At 40.4% G+C, this 20,615-nt stretch carries 14 protein-coding genes; 8 read left to right on the top strand and 6 right to left on the bottom strand.

Annotated features, from left to right (window positions below):
* Positions 1 to 17: 17 nt before the first annotated feature.
* Positions 18 to 3,725, bottom strand: a complete 3,708-nt coding sequence (locus tag EHQ58_RS16540; protein ID WP_135625024.1) for a LamG-like jellyroll fold domain-containing protein — start codon at positions 3,723 to 3,725, stop codon at positions 18 to 20.
* Between the two features lie 292 nt (positions 3,726 to 4,017).
* Positions 4,018 to 6,729, bottom strand: a complete 2,712-nt coding sequence (locus EHQ58_RS16535) for a chitobiase/beta-hexosaminidase C-terminal domain-containing protein (protein ID WP_135625023.1) — start codon at positions 6,727 to 6,729, stop codon at positions 4,018 to 4,020.
* A 442-nt stretch (positions 6,730 to 7,171) separates the two neighbouring features.
* On the opposite strand from EHQ58_RS16535, the gene EHQ58_RS16530 reads away from it, so the two are divergent.
* Positions 7,172 to 8,710 (top strand): PAS domain S-box protein, encoded by a 1,539-nt coding sequence (locus EHQ58_RS16530; protein ID WP_135625022.1) that lies wholly within the window; start codon positions 7,172 to 7,174, stop codon positions 8,708 to 8,710.
* A 90-nt stretch (positions 8,711 to 8,800) separates the two neighbouring features.
* On the top strand, positions 8,801 to 9,478 hold the full coding sequence (locus EHQ58_RS16525) for a hypothetical protein (protein WP_135625021.1): 678 nt from the start codon (positions 8,801 to 8,803) through the stop codon (positions 9,476 to 9,478).
* Between the two features lie 10 nt (positions 9,479 to 9,488).
* Here EHQ58_RS16525 and EHQ58_RS16520 read toward each other — a convergent pair whose 3' ends face one another.
* Complete coding sequence (locus EHQ58_RS16520; RefSeq protein ID WP_167883668.1) at positions 9,489 to 9,638, bottom strand: cytochrome P460 family protein; 150 nt, start codon at positions 9,636 to 9,638, stop codon at positions 9,489 to 9,491.
* Positions 9,639 to 9,928: 290 nt separating this feature from the next.
* Here EHQ58_RS16520 and EHQ58_RS16515 point away from each other — a divergent pair, with 290 nt between their 5' ends.
* Both EHQ58_RS16515 and gdhA read left to right on the top strand, forming a co-directional pair.
* Positions 9,929 to 11,452, top strand: a complete 1,524-nt coding sequence (locus EHQ58_RS16515; RefSeq protein ID WP_135625019.1) for an LA_3751/LA_3752 family putative glycosyltransferase — start codon at positions 9,929 to 9,931, stop codon at positions 11,450 to 11,452.
* A gap of 75 nt (positions 11,453 to 11,527) precedes the next feature.
* On the top strand, positions 11,528 to 12,877 hold the full coding sequence (gdhA, locus tag EHQ58_RS16510; RefSeq protein ID WP_135625018.1) for an NADP-specific glutamate dehydrogenase: 1,350 nt from the start codon (positions 11,528 to 11,530) through the stop codon (positions 12,875 to 12,877).
* 135 nt (positions 12,878 to 13,012) lie between these two features.
* Here the strand turns inward: gdhA and EHQ58_RS16505 are convergent, their stop codons facing one another.
* Together EHQ58_RS16505 and EHQ58_RS16500 are read right to left on the bottom strand one after the other, a co-directional pair.
* Positions 13,013 to 14,107, bottom strand: a complete 1,095-nt coding sequence (locus tag EHQ58_RS16505; protein WP_135625017.1) for a DUF2855 family protein — start codon at positions 14,105 to 14,107, stop codon at positions 13,013 to 13,015.
* A complete protein-coding gene (locus EHQ58_RS16500; RefSeq protein ID WP_135625016.1) occupies positions 14,104 to 14,922 on the bottom strand; it encodes a hypothetical protein in 819 nt (272 codons plus the stop codon). Before EHQ58_RS16500 ends, EHQ58_RS16505 begins: the two co-directional genes overlap by 4 nt.
* 214 nt (positions 14,923 to 15,136) lie before the next feature.
* On the opposite strand from EHQ58_RS16500, the gene EHQ58_RS16495 reads away from it, so the two are divergent.
* Positions 15,137 to 16,597, top strand: a complete 1,461-nt coding sequence (locus tag EHQ58_RS16495; protein WP_135625015.1) for a protein adenylyltransferase SelO — start codon at positions 15,137 to 15,139, stop codon at positions 16,595 to 16,597.
* A gap of 12 nt (positions 16,598 to 16,609) precedes the next feature.
* On the opposite strand, the gene EHQ58_RS16490 is transcribed toward EHQ58_RS16495, so the two are convergent.
* Complete coding sequence (locus tag EHQ58_RS16490; RefSeq protein WP_246047407.1) at positions 16,610 to 17,716, bottom strand: MBL fold metallo-hydrolase; 1,107 nt, start codon at positions 17,714 to 17,716, stop codon at positions 16,610 to 16,612.
* A gap of 62 nt (positions 17,717 to 17,778) precedes the next feature.
* Here EHQ58_RS16490 and EHQ58_RS16485 point away from each other — a divergent pair, with 62 nt between their 5' ends.
* The 3 genes from EHQ58_RS16485 (at position 17,779) to EHQ58_RS16475 (ending at position 20,609) form a co-directional block, all read left to right on the top strand.
* A complete protein-coding gene (locus EHQ58_RS16485; RefSeq protein WP_246047406.1) occupies positions 17,779 to 18,120 on the top strand; it encodes an ArsR/SmtB family transcription factor in 342 nt (113 codons plus the stop codon).
* Positions 18,104 to 18,601, top strand: coding sequence for an SRPBCC family protein (locus EHQ58_RS16480; protein WP_135625013.1), 498 nt, complete (start codon positions 18,104 to 18,106; stop codon positions 18,599 to 18,601). Before EHQ58_RS16485 ends, EHQ58_RS16480 begins: the two co-directional genes overlap by 17 nt.
* Positions 18,602 to 18,665: 64 nt before the next feature.
* Complete coding sequence (locus EHQ58_RS16475; protein ID WP_135625012.1) at positions 18,666 to 20,609, top strand: hypothetical protein; 1,944 nt, start codon at positions 18,666 to 18,668, stop codon at positions 20,607 to 20,609.
* The last annotated feature ends 6 nt before the right edge of the window (positions 20,610 to 20,615 follow it).

The raw sequence follows: 20,615 nt of genomic DNA, 5'->3' as shown, positions 1-20,615 counted from the left end.
TCGAGCAGCCTATCAAATCAAGGACATACATTTCCGACGGCGATGTTGTACTTGCTAGAAAGATAACAACGAACCTTATTCCCCTCTGAAGTTGAAAGAACGCGGTCAAAATAGAGAATCTCTGAGATTTTCCCGTTATAAAAATCGGCACCTGGTCCAGGACCGGGTCCCGCTCCTACCACCGTTCCATTGTTCATTCCAGCAAAAGGAACGGCGAATGTTCCCGTTGATAAGGTAGTACCTTCTGCGCCTGTCGTGTCCCAAAAAAACGGGGAGGCAATCGAACTTGTGTTATCGAAATAAAAAGAAAAAATCCTGGCTGTCGCTAACCCGCTGAATCCCGTTGAACTTCGTGAGCAAACGAAAGAATTGGACCTATCTAAAGCAAAAACAGAACCAAAGCCTGTCTGCGTGCCGCCTGGATCATCAAAATAAAATTTTTTGCCACCTAGGATAGGACCAATTTGCAACGCAACTTGTATGTTAGCCGTTGCAGCACGAGAATTAACGATAAAAAAGGTAAAGGAATCTGTAGAAAGTCCAGGATAGGTACCTGAGGTATTTTCCAAATACTGTGAGCCACTAAAAATAACCGAGGGTTTGTTATTCAGTCCATTCATCATCCAACTCGGTCTGCTTGGTGGATTCCCTTGGACGACGGTATTCCCACCGAAAAAACCCGTATTATTATTTGGACTATTGTCTACCCAGGTAGCGAAGGGAGAAGTATTGATCGAATCTGCCTGCAAATGTAACTGGAGACCCGAGATTTGTAAAGGGTGATGGCCGCTTAACGCAGTGATTTCGCTCGAGGTTAACACTCGGTTATAGATACGAACATCATCCAACATCCCAGTCATGGCTTGAGATCCATCCAGCTTCATACCTATTCGTAAGAGTGTTGAAGTTCCCGTTGTCCAAGAAATGGCAGATGAGGATTGGAGGATTCCATTATAATAAACGGAGGCGTTGGTCCCATCATAGGTACCACAGATATGAGTCCATAAATTGAGTAAGTTAAAATGAGGAACAGACAGATTGGGCGTATTTCCATCATTGATTATGGTCGAGTTATCAATTGTTAAACCACTTAAAGTTCCAGCAGCCAAGGTTCCAAAATTTACAATGCTCATGGCTCCCGCGGCAGTGGGCCTAACCCAAGCACAATAACTGCGAGGTGCATTTCCCATAGGCATTCGGTTGGGTGAAGTTCTTTCAATGAAATCACTAGCAAATGCCATGGCAGAACTGATATTCCCAAAACGATCATTTGTAGGTCCAGCAGTTACAGAGGTCGCATTATTTTCATTGCCGCTCCAATCAATCGCATTCCCGTTTAACGGGAAATAGGAGATGATGCCCGATGGAACTTGGATGGCCAATTTCTCTATGGCCTTTCCATCAAGAGCGCCATTAAAAAATCGAACATCTGAAACCTTTCCCTTAAATGAGTTTGCAGCCGTTCCATCGCCTGCGATCAAAAAGCTCCCCGTAGGACCCACGGTCAGCGTGGTAGCAAACGTTAGCTTATTGACTCCGTTTACATAAACTTCCGAGTTACCGTTTCGAACGATCATTGCAACATGCGTCCAGGTATTGAAAGGGATTAAGACAGGAACAGCACCACTTACGTTTACGTTGTTATAACGAATGTACAATTGACTGTTGCTATTAATGATAAGACCATACCCATCAGATCCGAAAGAACCATTATAAAATATGATTCCATTTGTAGCTGTTCCCGCATTGAAAATCCAGGCTGAAATTGTGGAATCCCTGACAGGTGATACCATCGAGGAAGGAATGACGGACTGTACATATTGAGAAGTACCATTAAATTCATAGGCGCCATTGGTCGTCCCGTTCTCATCTGATGTCGCAGTAGGAGTACCGATCAGACTTCCGTGATTTGTTCCTACCGAATCATTTGCGTTCCCATCTAACGTATAACGGGTAATCTCAGCATTTTCCAAACGTCGCAAGGCGTGATTTGCTTCTTCAGTTATATATATATTGACTCCATCACTTGATACGTAGGCGGCACGCTCCATAAGGGCATTGCCACCCGCATTGTCTGCATAGCCGACAGTTCCTCCAGCCAAAGTCGTAACTTTTGCGTCGCTGAGTCGAACATGGCGAATTTTATAGGTACCATAATCAGATAGGATAAGGTTTGTTCCGTCTGTCGTGAGGGCAAACGGGGATGAAAATTGTGCATTCGTTCCGAACCCGTCCGTAGATGCCGCGATCCCTTGACCGGCAATCGTTGTCACGGAAATGGAACCCGTCGGATCAATCCTACGAATGCGGTGGTTTGCTCCATCGGTCACATAAAGATAGCTTCCCACCCCCACAATCCCAATAGGATTGTCAAACTGAGCAGAGGTCCCATTTAGATCCGCAAAGCCAGCGACACCTGACCCAGCGAGTGTACTCACAGCTCCCGTTACGGGATTGACTGTGCGTATTCTATGATTGTATCGATCAGAGACGTAGAGCATTCCATTAAACAAAACAATACCATGAGGGTTGTTAAACGATGCTAGCATCCCATCCGAGTTGTCAGCAAAAGGTGCGTTATTGCCATTTCCTGCAAGCGTAGTTACTTCCGCCGTTGCAAGGTCGATCCGACGGATGCGATTTCCTAAAAACTCCAGTACATATAAAGAAGTTCCATCGGTTGTTAGGGCAAAGGGTCGATAGAACTGAGCCGCTGTTCCTGTTCCATCCAAACAATTGGTCGTTGTCGTTCCAGGACAAACAGATCCACCGCCCGTGGCTCCACCAGCAAACGTTGTCGTTGTCCCATTTGTTTTGTCGATTTTTCGAATCAGATCGTTGGCATAATCTGCCACATAAACATAAGATCCATCACTTGCCATACCCTTGGGGTTATTAAACCTGGTAGCGCTTGAGGTTCCATCGGCCGTTCCAAAAATTGGTCCTCCCCCACCGGGGACATTGGTAGGATAGGAACCCACCAGGGAGTTAACGAACATATTGCTTGCGGAAGGATCGGGAAATAAATCAGCGGAAGCCACCGAGTGGACGGTTCCTCCCTTTAAATAACCTGGTAAACATTTTACAAAGACAGTTACGTTTGCCATTGGCATGGTGCCAACACTCAATTTGGGATTGACGAAACTACAAAGTACACCAGGAGTTTGGCTCGTAATGGTGACTGCATAGTTTGATCCTGTCTTGATACGAGAATTAAACTTTGTCAAACCGAGAGAGGATATGGAAGTGCTGTCGGTCCCATTATTTTGGACAGCTAAGGTCGATGTAGTTCCAGAAACACTCACGCCCACTTCGTAATATCCCGACTCCCATCCGCAGGTAAGACTCACATTGGCGATGTTCGATGTCTGCATGGTTCCACTCGCGTTTGCTAAAGTGCAAATCATCTTGGCTGAATCAGGAGTAGAAAAGGTAACGTTGTACGTTGATCCTGTTTTAACTTTGGTGCTGAAAGTAAAATTACCATCTGCAGAGACTGTCGTCGAATCGGAACCGTTGGAAAGAGTGACGCTTGTGTTTGAAAGTAGGCCTGAAACTGCCCCCCCAAGTGTAAACTCTCCCACTGTTTCCGTGGATGCTGTAGTCGCTGGAGACCGCGTGAAGATTCGAAAAATACTCAAAAATTCAATCGGGTTCCGACTGAGTGATGGTACGCTACAGGAAAGAGCGAGTAAAGATAAAAGTATGTAGGAAAAATATTTCATGTTTACTCTAACAAGGAGTAATAATATGATTCTCGGCCTAAAATAAATCTTTGTAAAGAAAAATCTGAAAATTTAGCCACTACTTTTACAAGGCGTGAAATTCAGGAGCCAAGAATTCTGAAAAATTTTAACGTCCGCATGCTTCGATTTTTGATTCCGAATGAATTTTGCTGAGAAAGACTAATTGTTTATGCAAAAATCTGTTCATAAATATACTTCGGATATTTCCTTTTTAAAGTGTGGCTAGAAGATCCCTTTTAGCAAGGCTTTCAATAGCCACACCTATCAAATGTTAATTGACCGTTAATGTGCCTAGTGCAGAAGGATTAAAGATTAGAGTTGCATTCGCTCCAGCACCATCCGTATCGCAATAAGTATAATTGACCCCATCCCCTGAGAAACGAAATGTATAGAGATAAGAACCGATCGCCGGTGCCGTAAAGGCATACTGGTATTCATCATCATTTGGATTTGCCATCATCTCGACACCGCCAGGATTGAAAGTGGCAGGGGCAAAGATCCAATTGGCATCTGTTCTTGGGTCAGTTCCCGCTGGACCATATCCAAAATCGGCTCGAATATCAACATGTCCCCCCGTATTCTGATCCGTTAACCCTAGTTCGTAAACACGGCCATACATATACGTTACAACTCCGGAATTTACGGTAAGCGTTGGGGGGTGTTGCAACTTGCACCAATCAATTTCTGCCACAACATCAGTCTCATTGACCGCGATAATGGATGTCGGCGTCGCCGGAGAGGATGATGAAAGAGTACTCTCGCCACCATTATGCGAAGCCGTTACAGCAAAATAATATGTTGTCCCATTGGACAGGCCAGTCACTTCAATCGGTGAACTAGTCCCACTCACCGAACTATCAGTTGTTGTGATAGAGTTGGTCGTTTTGTAATAAACTTTATAGTTAGTTGCTCCAGATACGGAACCGAAACTAACTGTTACCTTTCCGTTGCCAACAGACACACTAGAAAGGGAAGGCGCAGATGGCGGACCAATCGAATAGGTTACGGTGCTGATTCCTGAGAGATTCCCTGCAAGATCGCGAGCCATAAACTTATAGGTGGATACCGATCCGTTCGGAGTGGTAATGCTTCCAGAATACAGACTGCCATTTGTGATGGTTCCCGATGCATCCACGGTAGGGTCAGATCCATTGGTAGTATAGATGACCTTTTGACAACTCGTCGTAGTATCTGTACAACTTACTGTAACGGATTGTTGGGTAGCATATGTACCAGATGCAGGCGTTATAGATAGGGTGGGAGATCCCGTATCAACAGTTAACGTGGAGGAAGAGCTACCAAAATTTCCGACCATATTGCTCACGCAGAAGTTAATCTTTCGCGATCCTTCACTTAATTGTGAGCCTGAAGAGATTGTAGAGACAAGTGAAATTCCAGAAGTTACTGTACCACTTACATTTGTACCTGTTGCCTGTGTTCCAGAGGTACAATCAGAACCAATCTTCACAGCATAACTTCCGTCCCGATTTGATTGCCAATTGATTTGTGGACTTACGCCGCCTTGGATCGAAGTCCCAGGGCTCACGGAATTGATCGTGATGGTAGGCAAAATAGTGTCTACCGTATATGTCTGCGAATACAAACTAGAAATATTACCTGCCTTATCACAAGATTTAAATTTGATGGTCGTAATACTTGCATTTGGTGTTACAATCGGTGCCGAGTAAAGGGCTCCCGTCGTCACAGCACATGAAGATGTAAAAACAGGAGTAGTTCCATTCGTAGTGTATGCGACGGCTCCGCATCCAGAACCACCTGTATCACCGCAATTTAAAGCTACATTCTGAATGGTTCCATAATTACCCCCTGCAGGATTTACGGAAACAGTTGGCAGTGAATCATCTCGCGTGACGGACTGAACCAAGCTGCCCGTAACACCAGAACTCACAACACAAATGCGGTAGTTAGTCAAACCTAGAGCCAGTGATGATGCACTCAGTGGACCAAAAGTTTGATTCGTTCCTGCAGTCACCGAACCAGAACTTACGACACTCCCATCCGAACAATTCGTTCCACCTGCTCTGATCGAAAAGCTACCCGTTTTCGAACTCTGCCAAACAAACTGTGTACTGTTGATGGCGTTTGTCAGAGAACTGACAAACGACGAACCACTAGAAACGATGCTGAGTACCGGACCTGTAGAAGGAACGTACGGATCTTCACTGTTAGGGATGCCATTGCCATTAAAGTCTGCAGCAGGAAAAGCCGTACTGATCGGATCGTAGCCGAGTATCGCAACCAATTGATTTAAAAAAGGACCAAGTGTTGAGGAATGAGCTTGGAAATATTCACTCACACTGCCGTATCCTTCTTGGGCAAAACTAGAGAGTTCCGCGATGACATTGTTTGCTATATTTTGAACGGGATTGGAATTCGTAATGATGCCATTATTTACTAACCATACTTGGATCGTGAGTCCAACACCAAACGAGAAATGCTCCACTTCCACGATCATTTTGTTTTGAGAGTAATCAACCGAAACCACCTTCATTTTTTCTAAGGTAGAATCATCCTTAATATAATAAAAGCCAAGGCTTCTTTCTTCGAAACCAGATTCTATCATATCACCTTGTTCATAGGTAATGGTAAGCCTCGCCGGCTTTTGGAAAACAAGTCCCGCAGGTTCAAATTTTAGAATGTTTGTTTGAGTCGCATAGCCCGTCGGAATATTTCCGATCGGTGAGGCATTTCTAGTCACGGTGATTTGGCTTGTTTCCGAAAGGGCGCCAGACGGAATCTCTAGTGAGTATTTACCATCCTCCGAAACTACCGATCCACCCGAAGTTGTCACGGTTGCCGATGAAGAGCTTCCCTCGGTCGTCGTTTGCACACCACCCAAGGCAAGGAGCATGATATTGGACATCACAGCCGGATTTTTTTTAGCATTCTGATCAAAAAGGGAAGAAAGAATACAATTCGAACTCAGTAATAGTATAACAACTAGGTAAATTAATCTTTTCATTTTTTCCACTCACGCTTAATATTTTTTCACTTACTTTGACATTTAACACACATATGCCCAATCATTTCAATTTTTTTTAATTTCGGTTTCTCAAAAAAAGATTCATCGGATCAAATGCTTATTTAATTTCCTCTTTGTTCAGGCTTCCCTAAACAAAAAGACATTCCCTGAATCTATCATTTTTTTTACCTTCTTTCAAACATTTACTCTAAATTTTAACATACGTTACACAAGTCACAGAATAGCAATAAATGCCACAAGGCTTCGAATGCTCGCTAATTGCCGTCATCGAATCTTTCCAGCAAATAGCATTGAACTGATATGAGACGTTAACCCCTCAAAAGAGAAAAATGGCTTGTATGAATTTATTTCATGATTTAGTATATGAGAGAATTACATATAAATGAAATATATAACAACTTTATTTTGGGTCTCTTAATCCATGACGACAACAGCAGAAAAAAGAAAAATTTTATTAGTCGAAGACGAAGTATTAATTTCGCTCGCGACAAAAAAATCCTTGGAGCAGTACCGTTATGAAGTCAAAACGGCATCTTCACCTGAAGCGGCAATCAAAAGCATCAAAGAAAATCTATATTTTGATTTGGTTTTGATGGATTTGGATTTAAATCACGAAATTGATGGAATCCAAGTTGCTCAAGATATACTCAAAATTTTAGAAATTCCCATCGTATTTTTATCCAGCCATAGCTCCCTCCATTTTATTGAAAAAACAGAACGCGTTACCTCTTATGGGTTTATAGTAAAATCATCCAGCTTAACTGTGATCGATACGTCCATCAAAATGGCACTTAGACTATTTGAGGCAAAAAAAATCATAGCGAGCGAACTAGAAAGTCATAAACGAACCACCAAAGCATTGCTAGAGAAAGAAGATAAGTTAGCTACCACGCTAAATTCTATAGGTGATGCCGTCATGGTAACAGATCTTTCCGGAAACATAACAAGAATGAATCCAGCAGCAACACGCCTGACCGGATGGAATGTATCTGAAGCCGTCGGAAAACACATTGATGAAGTGTTTGTCATTTTCAATGTCTATACTAAAAAAGTCGTGACCAACCCTGTTCAAACTGTTTTAGAGAAAGGGGAAATTGTTGGTTTGGCCAATCATACAACACTTCGTTCTCGAGACGGTAAAGAATACCAAATCTCTGACAGTGCTTCACCGATTCGGGAAACAAATGGAAAGATACGAGGAGCTGTATTAGTATTTAGTGATATAACTGAAAAATACCAACAAGCGGAAGCCATTCGACTGAGTGAAAACTTATTATCTGAATCGCAAAGGATAGCCAAAATTGGAAGTTGGTGTTATGTGGCTAAAACAAAAGAGCTGAAGTGGTCTGCGGAAACATATAATATTTATGGCGTTGAAGCATCCGAGTTTCAAGTTACGATCGAAAATTATCTTGCCTTGATACATCCGGAAGACCTTCCTTATGTCATCGAAAGAGGAAAAAGAATCGAAGAAGGGTATACTGACGGAGGGTTTACCGACTTTAGAATTGTTTTAAAAACTGGGGAAATTCGGTACCTTCGTGGGCATGCGGAAAAGCTTCTGGCTACAGTTTATAGTCCCGAGATGATGATTGGAACCGTTCAGGATGTAACGAGTCAAAAATTGGAAACAGAAAGATATAGATTTCTTTTCGAAATCACTTCGGATGCCGTCTTTGTCTCAGATTCTAATTTTAAGGTCGTGGATGTGAATCCTAGTTTCACCCAACTTATGGGATATCCAAGAGAAGAGATCATCGGTAAGTCCTTAATGCTTCTCATTTTTGATGAAGATGCACACAAAGTGAACCAAGCTAGATTTCAAGAAGCGCAAGAATTGGGAAGAGTGGAATCAAGGTGGAATTTCAGAGCGAAAAACGGAAATCCAGTAACTGTGGACGTTATATCCTATGCTCTTACGCAGGATAGTCGACTGGCTATCTTTAAAAAAGTAATTTAGATGGACCTATAGGCAATCATCCATTTTCTTTTATCTTCAGAATTGTTTCTGTCTTGCCGGCGTTTCCATCGATCTTATAAACTTTCTTTCATGAGAAAATACACCTTCTTGCTCATCCTTTTTCCTTTACTCAATTGCATCACGATGGCATACTCTAAAAAATTTAACTTTGATGCAGATGCCTCGCCGAGAAAAGAATTCAATTCGCAACCAGACATAGCTTTGGGTTACAGAGTAGAGGGAGACTCACGATCTTATCTTTTTGAAAATCTGCTCATCGGAAATGAGCGCCGACTGATTTTTAATGTGAATGAAGATGTCATACTTCTATCAGAATCTAAAGTTTTACCTAATCGTTTAAAGCAGGTAGTTCTTTATAAATCAATAGGAGGAGAATTATTTAACGATAAGAAAATGGTTAGTGAGGCTGAATTAATAAGAACTGGTATCAAACCGGAAGAAATACAGGATCATTATATTTTAATTCGTGTTCTCGAAAAACTAGGTTCCTTTCAGTCTGCGCAGTATGTAAGCATCCAACGGAACGATGAAAATAAGAAAATGTTTACAAAAGAGTTTCCTCCCCGTGAGGCTTATATTTATGTCAATCAAATTGAATGGAAACAAAGAGATAAGTTAAAATATATAGGCAATAATATATTTTATTATAGTGGCTTACTCATAACAATGCCGCTCGATGTTTTAACTTCGCCTATCCAGTTAATAGGCGGTGTTTACATCCTTTTTTCTGGTGGATTCGTAAAATAAAGAGATAAACTCAATATTCAAAAATCCTCACATAATCCTTCCCTCTCGCATGACAAGAAATACAGCTAGTTCCATTTGTATTCACAGATGCTTGGACGGCTCCAGAGGAAGTATACTCGCCCCAAGCCCATCCACTCGTAAACTTGCTATTTTTTTTCATCATTCGCTATCGCCTTTGAATTTAACGATTCTGGCAAGTTTTTTTGATAACATTCGTTAGTTTTCACTGCAGGAGTTAGAAGCAGGACCAAAGCAAATAATGCTTCAAATGAAAAATGCGACATAATTTTCTAGGCTATTGCAATTTTTCCCATGAGCATTCGCAAACTCAGTGTTAAAAAATTACTTATTTTCCAGAAGTATAATTCCTTGCCTTCCGTCCTAATTTTCTTTTAGATACCGAAAGAATCTTTTCACCCATCTTACGGCAAAACGGCTGCAAAATTAAAAATGCGAACAATACTCTCCCACAGAAAGAATTTAATCATACTGGCTGCCCTCTCCCTTTTATTCATTGGAATTCAATCCTATACATCAGCATCCACAAGTTTTGTCTCTGATCCTCTGGCAAAAGCGATCCAGATCGAATCGGCAAAAACAAATCGTGGCAAATGGATCTATCCAGCGGAACGCATCGATCCAGAAAAAAAATTTGGTCCAACCCTATTTGTCATAAAAGATAAAACAGGAGCCTTCAAATCAGTTTTTTCCCAAACGTTTGCAGATATCTACTCTAGTCTCTTTCCCTTGATTCCCGTCCAATATCTTCCTTACGTTAACATCGTTTTTATCGTTTTAGGCATCCTATCCATGCATTTCATTGCAGGCATTTCCATCTCCGCCTGTTGTATCGGAGTGTTTGCCACTGTCTTTTTCTCTCAGTCGCTTGACCTATCAGAAGTTCCATTACTGTTTTTCTGGATCTCTCTCAGCTATTCGATTTGGTCACGAGGGTTCGAAGAATTCAATTCTAAAAAAATAAGCTTAGGCATATTTCTATTATTGCTGGGATGTTTTTTAAGACTCGAAATTTTGATACTTGGAAGTATTACTTTTGGCATATCTCTGATTCTGCTCTGGAGAGATAAAAGAATCAATGATTTCCTCCTTTTGATTTTTTCCTTCGCGCTACCTATTGCACTTTTTTTCCTAATCAATTATTCCCGAGACGGACACATATTTGGAATTCGGTATTTGTACAATTTTGAATCGAATGCCCACCTAACTTATATAACTAGATTTCAAAATATGTTGAATATCGTTTTCACTTCATTTCAAAGTACTTCTTTAAAAATTGGTTTTTTCTTCTACTCACCGTTTTTCCTTTACCTAATTTTCTATTTTCTACGTTCAAATAGAGAATTTAAAAAATTAAATGTAACGATGGCACATTTTATCATTATGATTTCTTATCCTCTGATCGTTGGATTTACGGCACCAAATGATGGAATTACAGTAACAGGAAGATATGCTATGGCGACTGTATTTCCTGGGATGTTTCTAATTTCCCTACATTGGAATGAATTGAAGCTAAAAAAACTTTTTTGGATTCTAGTCGTAGTATCTTTAATCATAAGTTTTATTATGATTAAGATTTCCAAAAATAGTAACAAAATGATTCGTAAAACAAATCAAATCTTGGAGCCGTTAAAGGCTGACGTATGGATCTTCTTTGATCAAAATATAAGTGGGATTGCGGGCTTACGTTTGTTAGAACAAAAGAGCATTGCTGTCGAGCAATTAGATTGGAAAAATGATTTGCATTCTCTTGTTTCAAAAATTAGAGAAGAGAAACTTAAATCCGTCATTGTCTTTGATTTTGCTAAATCTAGTCCTGTCAAATTTCCTAGGACCTTACAATTAGATTCAGAGGAATTTAACTCCCTTTGGAAAAAAGAGAACTTCCAATGTGAATTGATGGAGGAAGTTGATTATATTGCTCTACGAAGATGTAAATCCAAATCAGAGGACTGATCTCGTTTTACCTACATCAAAAATTCTTTACTTTTGAAGTTTGATTTTTAGAGGTGTCCGAAAAATCTTACATCTATGTCCGAACATCAGAAAGAAATCCAGGCTTTTATGAATATAGTAAAAGCTAAAAACAGTCATGAAACAGAGTTTTTACAAGCCGTTCAAGAAGTCGCGGAGACAGTGATTCCCTATATTTCTGACAAACCAAAATACAAAGAAGCAAACATTTTGGAGCGGCTGATAGAACCAGAAAGGACAATCATCTTTCGTGTTCCTTGGTTAGACGATCAAGGCAAGGTACGCGTAAATCGTGGCTTTCGTATTCAATTTAATTCCGCCATCGGTCCGTTTAAGGGTGGATTTCGCTTTCATCCAACCGTAAATTTATCTGTCTTAAAATTTTTGGGTTTTGAACAAACGTTGAAGAATGCCTTAACCACCTTACCGATGGGTGGTGGAAAAGGTGGGTCCGATTTTGATCCCAAAGGTAAAACTGACAATGAGGTTATGCGTTTTTGTCAGTCTTTTATGACAGAAATGTTCCGTCATATCGGCGCGAACACAGATGTGCCTGCAGGTGATATTGGTGTTGGAGGTCGGGAAATTGGCTATCTATTTGGTCAATATAAAAGACTCGCGAACGAGTTCGTTGGAGTTCTGACAGGTAAAGGCAAAAATTGGGGTGGGTCTCTCATTCGTCCTGAAGCAACCGGATATGGTACTGTTTATTTTACACAGGAAATGTTAAAAACAAAGGGCGAATCGTTAGTAGGAAAGCAAGTGGCTATTTCTGGTTCTGGAAATGTTGCTCAATATGCCTGCCAAAAACTAATAGAATTAGGTGCAATCGTTGTAACCATGTCGGACTCTTCTGGTTACATTTATGATCCAGAGGGAATCAATTCTGAAAAGTTAGCATTTGTTATGGATTTGAAGAATGTAAAAAGAGGTCGCGTACAAGAATACATTCAAAAATTCAAATCGGCTAAGTACCATGAGAAAGAACATCCTTGGAAAGAAAAAATAGACATTGCCCTTCCTTGTGCCACACAAAATGAATTGAATGGAGAGGAAGCGAGAACGTTATTAGCGAATGGTTGTATCTGTGTTGCCGAAGGTGCCAATATGCCTTCTACACCTGAAGCAATTGCAGAATTCCATAAAGCACAGATATTATTCTCTCCCGGTAAAGCATCCAATGCGGGAGGTGTCGCCACTTCTGGTTTAGAAATGTCTCAAAATTCTTTACGCTTGTCGTGGACTGCCGAGGAAGTAGACAAACGATTGCATGAAATCATGGTGAACATTCATGAAACTTGTGTTAGATACGGGAAAGTTGACAATCATGTAAATTACGTAATGGGTGCAAATATTGCAGGTTTTGTTAAGGTGGCAGATTCCATGATCGACCAAGGTTTCGTTTAGACTTATTAAGGTTAACGCTCGTATCGTTGCGGATTCGCAGTCCAAACAGGAACGAGTGTTAAATAGATTGGTTCTGCGCCTCAAAAATCTTGAGATAACAAGAAGTATGTTATATTACCAAATGGCTCATAAAAGTTATTTTTTTATGTTGGTAATTATGTTTCCATTCTCAGGTTCTGTGTTTCCTTTGAGAGTATCTATGTAACAAGACTGAAATTGCTTTAGAAAATCAAACTGGTTGAAATGAATCCATTTGTTTGCATCTGGTAAAAATAAATGAAACTTTCGATTGAGCTCTGCCTGTAATTTTTCGATTCCCCACTCTCGGCTACGTTTTTTCATTTGAGCCGGTGCAAAGAACGTCTTGCCACCTGAATCCTCTTCTTCCTTGGTCACCTGATCCCATTGAGAGAGTCCCACCAAACAAATGTATTTAATTTTGTCATTTAATGACTGTTTTAGCTTTGAAAGGAGTTCCTTATTTCCTGCAAAATCTATGATCACGGTATCGATCGATGACAGACTGGCAGCCGAATCATAATCTTTAACATCATCGAAATATTGGGATCCTTTTACAAAATCAATATTTTTTGAAGAGGTGATACCAATGACCTCTATGTTAAACATAGCTTCTTTTTTCCTCTCTTTTAATAAGAAAGCAAGAGCAAGTGCTGTCTTACTTGATGCACTTGTAATCACTATTTGTTTTGTTCCAAAATTTTGATGGTCAAAGAGAAAATCTTCAAGTAAGAAGGAGGTAGAAAACAGAGGTCTAAAGACCGCCTGAAAATTTTCGGTATCTGGAGAATAAATTGAATCAAAATTTACGTTGGAATAAAAATTATAAACAGCAGAGAGGTCCTTTCTATGCGGTGAGATATCGGAAAAGCCTGATGTCCTTACTTTTCCAGGCGCCAGTATCGCATGTGTCGCAGTCGGATAATAGCCATAAAATCTTTCGCCTACTTTCAAGGCTTCATGATTCGATTCAAGTATTGTCGCAAATCCCCAAACAGGGATGATGCCAAAATCAACCTCACCTGGAAAAAAATTCCAATAACGAAAACTTTCACCGAGCAGTGCATAGGTGATATTATTGGCAGTGAAAGAAAATCTATCGATTCGTAATAGGATTTGCCCTTCTTTTAACTCGATTCTGTTTTCAACCCATTTCGTATCTTGAAAGTTTCTTTTATGAACTTGGAATGTTGAATGTACAATTTCTGTCATACTTGATGCTCTACTACATTTTTGTTTTGTGCATAGGCTTGGCTAAGTAAAAATCCAAGTGTAGCAACCACCCCACCTATCATAATAAATAACTCAGCCCCAAAAGCCTGCTGTTCAAAGGCATCCTTTGTGAAAAAAAGATATAAAAGTGGCGCAATGTATTGATTTGCAAATAAGACGATAAAAAGAATCTGATTGCCCACTCCACCTTTTAAAAATTGCCATAAAAAGAGATTCTTATTACTGAGAATTGTCGAAGCTGCTAGAGCAGCCATAAAACACATTTCCAGGATGGAAATACCAACTCTGGAATCTAAACCCATGCTTAGGTATGTTGGATTATGAAACAAATGTCCAATCAAACTTAGCGCTCCCGGAACAAGTGCTAGATGAATCAAAATATCATCTAAAATAAAAACATTTTTAGGAGTCCTTCGTAAAGATAATAGAATCTCGTAAATACTAAATAAAATAAAACCCATAGAGGTAAAAATCGATGTCATTACAAAAGAAGAATTTGCATTAACGTGGACAGCGGGAACCGAAACTAACATCAAAATAGATGATAAATTTCCTCCGCCAACGATCAAAAGAAATGCTATGCTTTGCGTGAAGGGCCAAAGGTAAAAATACCTTCGAGCCAGTCGATTCCCAGTGAGAATGAAAAGCGAGATAGCCGCGAAAATCGACATTACTGGACCATCTGCACGGTAAAACAAAGGATTTCCGAGAAACCACATCAGGATACATAAAACGGAACCACCGAAAATTAAAAAATCTAAAACAATGGCGATCCTTTCGGAATTTTTCTCCATAACCAAATCCCTTCCTTGTAAAAAATTTCCACCTCATTCATTACTTAAAAAAAACAATGTCAATCTTTTTGTTCTCATTTATCTATTGTATGCTACCTATCGATGTTCCTTTCCGACGTTCATCGTTAACATTTCAAAAGGCAATATTGCTAAAATTTTCATGGGGAAAGAGGAATAGAGAAGAAAGAATTTTGTCTAAGTATTAGAGACCAGCATGAAAGAGACTACCTTCTCATTGAATTTAGAGACAAGCTACACGAATCTTCCAGAGTCATTCTATAAACCTTGTTTACCGACACCTGTGGCATCTCCAGATCTAATTCTATGGAATGAGAATCTAGCGAACGAGTTGGGGATATCCTACAGTATACCGGACTTACAATCGATAACGAATTTGCTTTCAGGAAATATCATTCCACAAGGGATGATACCGATTGCACAAGCCTATGCAGGGCATCAGTTTGGTAACTTTACAATGCTCGGAGATGGTAGAGCAATTCTATTGGGTGAACTTGCAGTTCCAGAAGGAGGAAAAGTTGATATCCAATTGAAAGGTTCTGGGAGGACACCTTATTCTCGTAACGGAGATGGACGGGCGACTCTCTCCTCAATGCTTAGAGAATACCTTATCAGTGAAGCGATGTTCAACCTTGGGATTCCTTCGACACGGAGTTTGGCTGTAACAAAAACAGGAGAAGCTGTTAGACGAGAACTCGTCCATGAAGGCGCCATACTCACAAGAATCGCGAAAAGTCATATTCGTTTTGGCACATTTGAATACACTTACCATTTTTTAGATACTGAGGAGTTACAGAAGCTTGCGCAATATACAATAGATAGACACTTTCCCGAAATAGCAGATTCCGAAAATCCTTATCTATCTTTATTTGAATCTGTGATGAATCGACAGATTGATCTCATCGTAGATTGGATGAGAGTTGGCTTCATACATGGCGTTATGAATACCGATAATAGCAGCGTCGCATGTGAAACGATCGACTACGGTCCATGTGCGTTTATGAATTCTTATGATCCATCGACAGTCTTTAGCTCCATTGATGCGAACGGAAGGTACTCGTTTGGGAACCAACCAGGTATCATTCACTGGAATCTAGCTTGTTTTGCCAACACTTTGCTTCCGTTAATTGATTCAGATGAGTCAGTTAGTATTGAAAAAGCAAAGACTAAATTGGATATATTTCCAGATCGCTTTGAAAGTAGGTATTGGAAGATGCTGGGAAATAAAATCGGATTCAGTGAAGTCGATGAGAATGATAAAACACTGATTTCATCTTTATTGAATTGGATGAAAAAAGCTAAAGCCGATTATACGAATACATTTTTACAAATCGAGTATGCATCCGAGGAATCGCCTGCTATCTATCAAGAAGTTGAATTCGTAGAATGGAAACAGAGATGGTCTGATAGAATTGTGGCAAAAAATCTCGATAGAGAAAGTGTTCTCAGTCTGATGCAAAAAACGAATCCCTTTGTCATTCCGCGCAATGCTAGAGTCGAGTCCGTTTTACAATCGGCTAGATTAGGCGAGATGGAACCTTTTAAAGAATTAGTAAAAATTCTCGCCTCTCCCTATGCTCGCTTAGACAAAATTCCTTTTCCTGAAGAAGAAACTCCAGAATCGGATTCTATTTACCAAACATTTTGCGGAACATAGAAGAATCTCCGATTATTGAAAGTTCCACCATCCATCGACACTGCCCGATCCATTAAAGGCAAAACTTTCTCCAATTTTGGGAACCTGTAAATTCAGTTTTAGTGATTTGGATGCAGCTAACACACGTATGATGGGATCATTCCAAGGATGCAAAGATAAAATAAACTTACCCCAGTGAACTGGGACAAATGATTTTGCACCTATAGCGACCGCAGCAAGAGCTGTTTCTTCAGGTCTCATGTGAATAGAAGGCCAATCCTCACCATACTGACCGCATTCTAGGAAAGCAAGATCGAACGGTCCATATTTTTTTCCAATCGATTCAAAGACAGAACCAAAGCCTGAATCGCCACCGACGAATACTTTATATTCGCCTATCTCAACCACATACGAACACCATAAGCTTTGATTGCGAAGGATACTTCTTCCGGAAAAATGTCGGGTCGGTGTAGCGGTTAGTCTAAGGCCAGTTGTAATATTCTTTGTTTCATACCAATCTAACTCAATAATTTTTTCAATTGGCACACCCCAAGAGAGTAAATGTGCGGACACACCTAACGGAACGATGATGGTTTTGGTCTTTGGAAATAACTTGATCACGGTTTCATAATCGAGATGATCATAATGATCGTGGGTGATAAGTAAGATATCTAATTCCGGCATATCTTCTGGCAAATAAACATCCGTTCCTTCGAAGGCTTGGACAGCAAATGAAACTGGCGAAGCATAGCCCGAAAAAACTGGGTCCACCAAAATTTTTTTACCACCAGCCAGAAATAAATAAGAAGAGTGCCCAAACCATACGTATTGCGCTTTGTTGGCATCCAATTCCTTTAGATTGATTTTAACAGAAGGGACAGGCGAGGAAGGTCTGATGGAATTTGGCTTTTGCCAGTATTTGATTGCCATCTTCCAATAAGAACTGTCAGGTGCCAACATCTCCGTCCGTTCTAAATTTTGAAAACTCCCAGATTGGAAATGTTCTGACTCGGAGACACGTTTCAAAATGTCTCCATAAGGTAGTTTGCCGAGCGTTGTGATCAATCTGATTTCCTCTTTGATTGGACTTGTCTCGGAAGCGGAAAGTGGCCGATTGTTTTTAAAAACCAGAATGCTCACGAAGTCCTTTTGAAATTCGAATAAAACATTGACATGTTTTCAAAATCCACAACCATATGGTTGTGGATACTTTGACCAGGACACTTGCGGCACTTTCCGATCCGACAAGACGGGCGATCCTTGCTCAGCTTAAGAACGGACCTGCAACCGTGAATGATCTGGTTCAACCTTTTTCTGTCTCGCAGCAGGCTATCTCCAAACACCTCGGGTATTTAGCGAAGGCAAAGCTGATTCGAAAAACTAAAGAAGGTCGGCAAAGCATTTGTGAACTGAATCCCCTGCCATTAAGAGAGCTAGAAGGCTGGGTGATGGAGTACCGTGAATTTTGGGAAGGTGCGATCAATCGGTTGGATGAATTCCTGAAAGAAAATAAAGAGGTGAGAAACAATGGAAGATCTAAATGAACCAAGAATTCGAATCGAAAGGATTCTAAAACATTCCATCGAAAAGGTCTATGAAGGTTGGACCAATCCGAACTTACTCATGAAATGGTACGCGCCGGAAGGATGTACGATTCGTTTTAAAACAATTGATGTAAAGCAAGGTGGGACTTTTCATTCCTGTATCAGCAATCCTGAGTTTGGTGATTGTTGGGTTATCGGCGAATATCTGCAATTAGATCGACCGAAAAAAATAGTTCAAACTCTCGTCATCGCAGATGAGAACGGTAAGGCCGTCGCGCCGATAGACGCTGGTCATGATCCTGATTGGGTTCCTAAAACGACTCTAAGTATCACGCTTGAAAAGATGGAAGGAAACCAGACAAGACTTATCCTCGAACAAGATGTTTCTGAGAAGCTTGCTCGAAAAACAGGCGCCTATCAAAGTTGGCTCTCCATGCTTGACAATCTTGAGAATGAACTGAAAGGAATCGCAATGCATTGAGATAGATTTTTACAACATCCGATCCAATCGTAAATGAGTCTTGCTTGGCATAGCTGCTGAAAAAATGATATGCCAGGTATATAATATTATACTTGCAGTAACCCTCCCTAAAGACGAGATTGAAGTTATGCGCCTCAGAGAAAGATTATTTTGTATTTGCATTGCATTTGCTTTTAATTTTGTAACTTCCTGTAAACCGTTGCGTTTGAACAATCCAGGCGATACCTGGTCTTCTCGCTATCTTGAAACATTATCTCTGCAATCTTTAACACGTCCAGTTAGTACTCAGGCTGCCACGGCTGACGATAGCATTATTACCTTTCAATATGATAAGACACTTCTCGTTGGCGAAACGGGAAAGACATTTTCAGAGACTGCCACACCTAACACTAGCGGCCTAAACAACTGTCAAATCGATACAGCCCTACCCCAAGGACTTACCTTAAATGAAAACGGCATCATAGCTTCCGATGGAACGCAACCGCAGGAAACCAGCGCAAAGCTTGAAAAAACAATCTCATGTAAAAATTCAACGGGCATCAATTACCAAGCCAAAATTTCTACCGAAGTGAAGGGTATCAGCTGGGTTAAAAACTTAACCTCAACAGGTTTTTCTTCTGCCATATACGAAGCAAAGGCATTCAATGCGAATGAGATTTTTTTTGTTGGAACCATTTCCAATAACGGTACGAATTGGGCACAGGATTTTTCTCAAAACATTACGAAATCTAGTTATCCCACTCCAGGAACTTCTGTTTCACCCATTATTTTCAAACTGAATGCCAAAGGAGAATTGCTTTACAATCGTTATATCGCTGGAGCTGATACTCTATCTTCGGCTCGCATTGGATTGGATGACCAAGGAAACCAATATCTGTTAAGCATGATTAAAAACAATCTTCAGATCAATATTGACTCTGAATTTGGCGGAACAGCCGTAAATCAAACGGTTTCAAATGTAAATAGTACATTTTTACTAAGTCGTATCAACTATGATGGAACATTTAGTTATGCGAAAACGGTAAGTGCGAACACTTTAACAGAGGCAAATTCCTTTTGTTATAATTCTCAAAATCAGAATATCTATATAGGAGGACGCGCAAATGGAACCTTGATCGATTATGGTTTTGATTTTAGCGTTACCGATACAGGAAATACTCCAGCCGGTTTTTTGTTAGAATTGACAAAAGGCGGGAATTATGTAACTAATCGAAAATTTTTGGGAAGTACACATGTGATTACAGATATCAATTGCCTCAACGACGGAGCTATCGTCTTGGCCATAAACCAAGTTTCGACTTCCCTAGACTATCGGACTCCCTTTGATGGAATCGCCGACATCAAAAATGCGACGAACGGCACAGCGGTAACGAGAGTTAACTCGGGTAATAGCTACCAATTTACAAAAACCATTTTTAATCCTGGAAACAATGTTACACCCAGGGTGATGGCTACCGACGCGGATGGAAATTCCTATATTGGATTCCAATCCAATGCAACATCCATTGACATCCGAATCAACATCGATGGAATTTCAGATATCAAAACTGTAAATGGAGGTATTGATTTTTATATCGTAAAGATATCGCCGGCAGGAAATTACGTATGGGGAAGACGCATTGGAGGTCTAACCTCAGATCAATTGTACGCCATGAAAATTAGACCGAGTGATGGACATATTTTTATCACAGGAACTTTCTCCGGTGCCAACCAACCACTTTATGGTGATTTTGGAATCGCGGATGTACATTCAACCATATCAGGGCAATCAAATTCCTTTATCATGGAAATCACCAAAGATGGTAGCTTTGTCAGACACATTCCCATTTCCTCTTCCTCAGTATTCCTTGTGATCAATCATATGGAATTTGATTCGGAAGAGAATCTATATCTAAGTGGCAGCTTTGGCGGCGCTGCAGATTTTCGATATTCCACAGGTGGTAAATTGATATCTAAAAGTTTTACCTATACAGTTCCGCAAGGCTTCTTTATCAAACTTAGACCGTAAACGGAT

It is taken from the genome of Leptospira ognonensis (assembly GCF_004770745.1).
In the GTDB taxonomy this organism is placed as follows: Bacteria; Spirochaetota; Leptospiria; order Leptospirales; family Leptospiraceae; genus Leptospira_A; species Leptospira_A ognonensis.
This window is presented reverse-complemented; position numbering and strand designations above follow the sequence as displayed.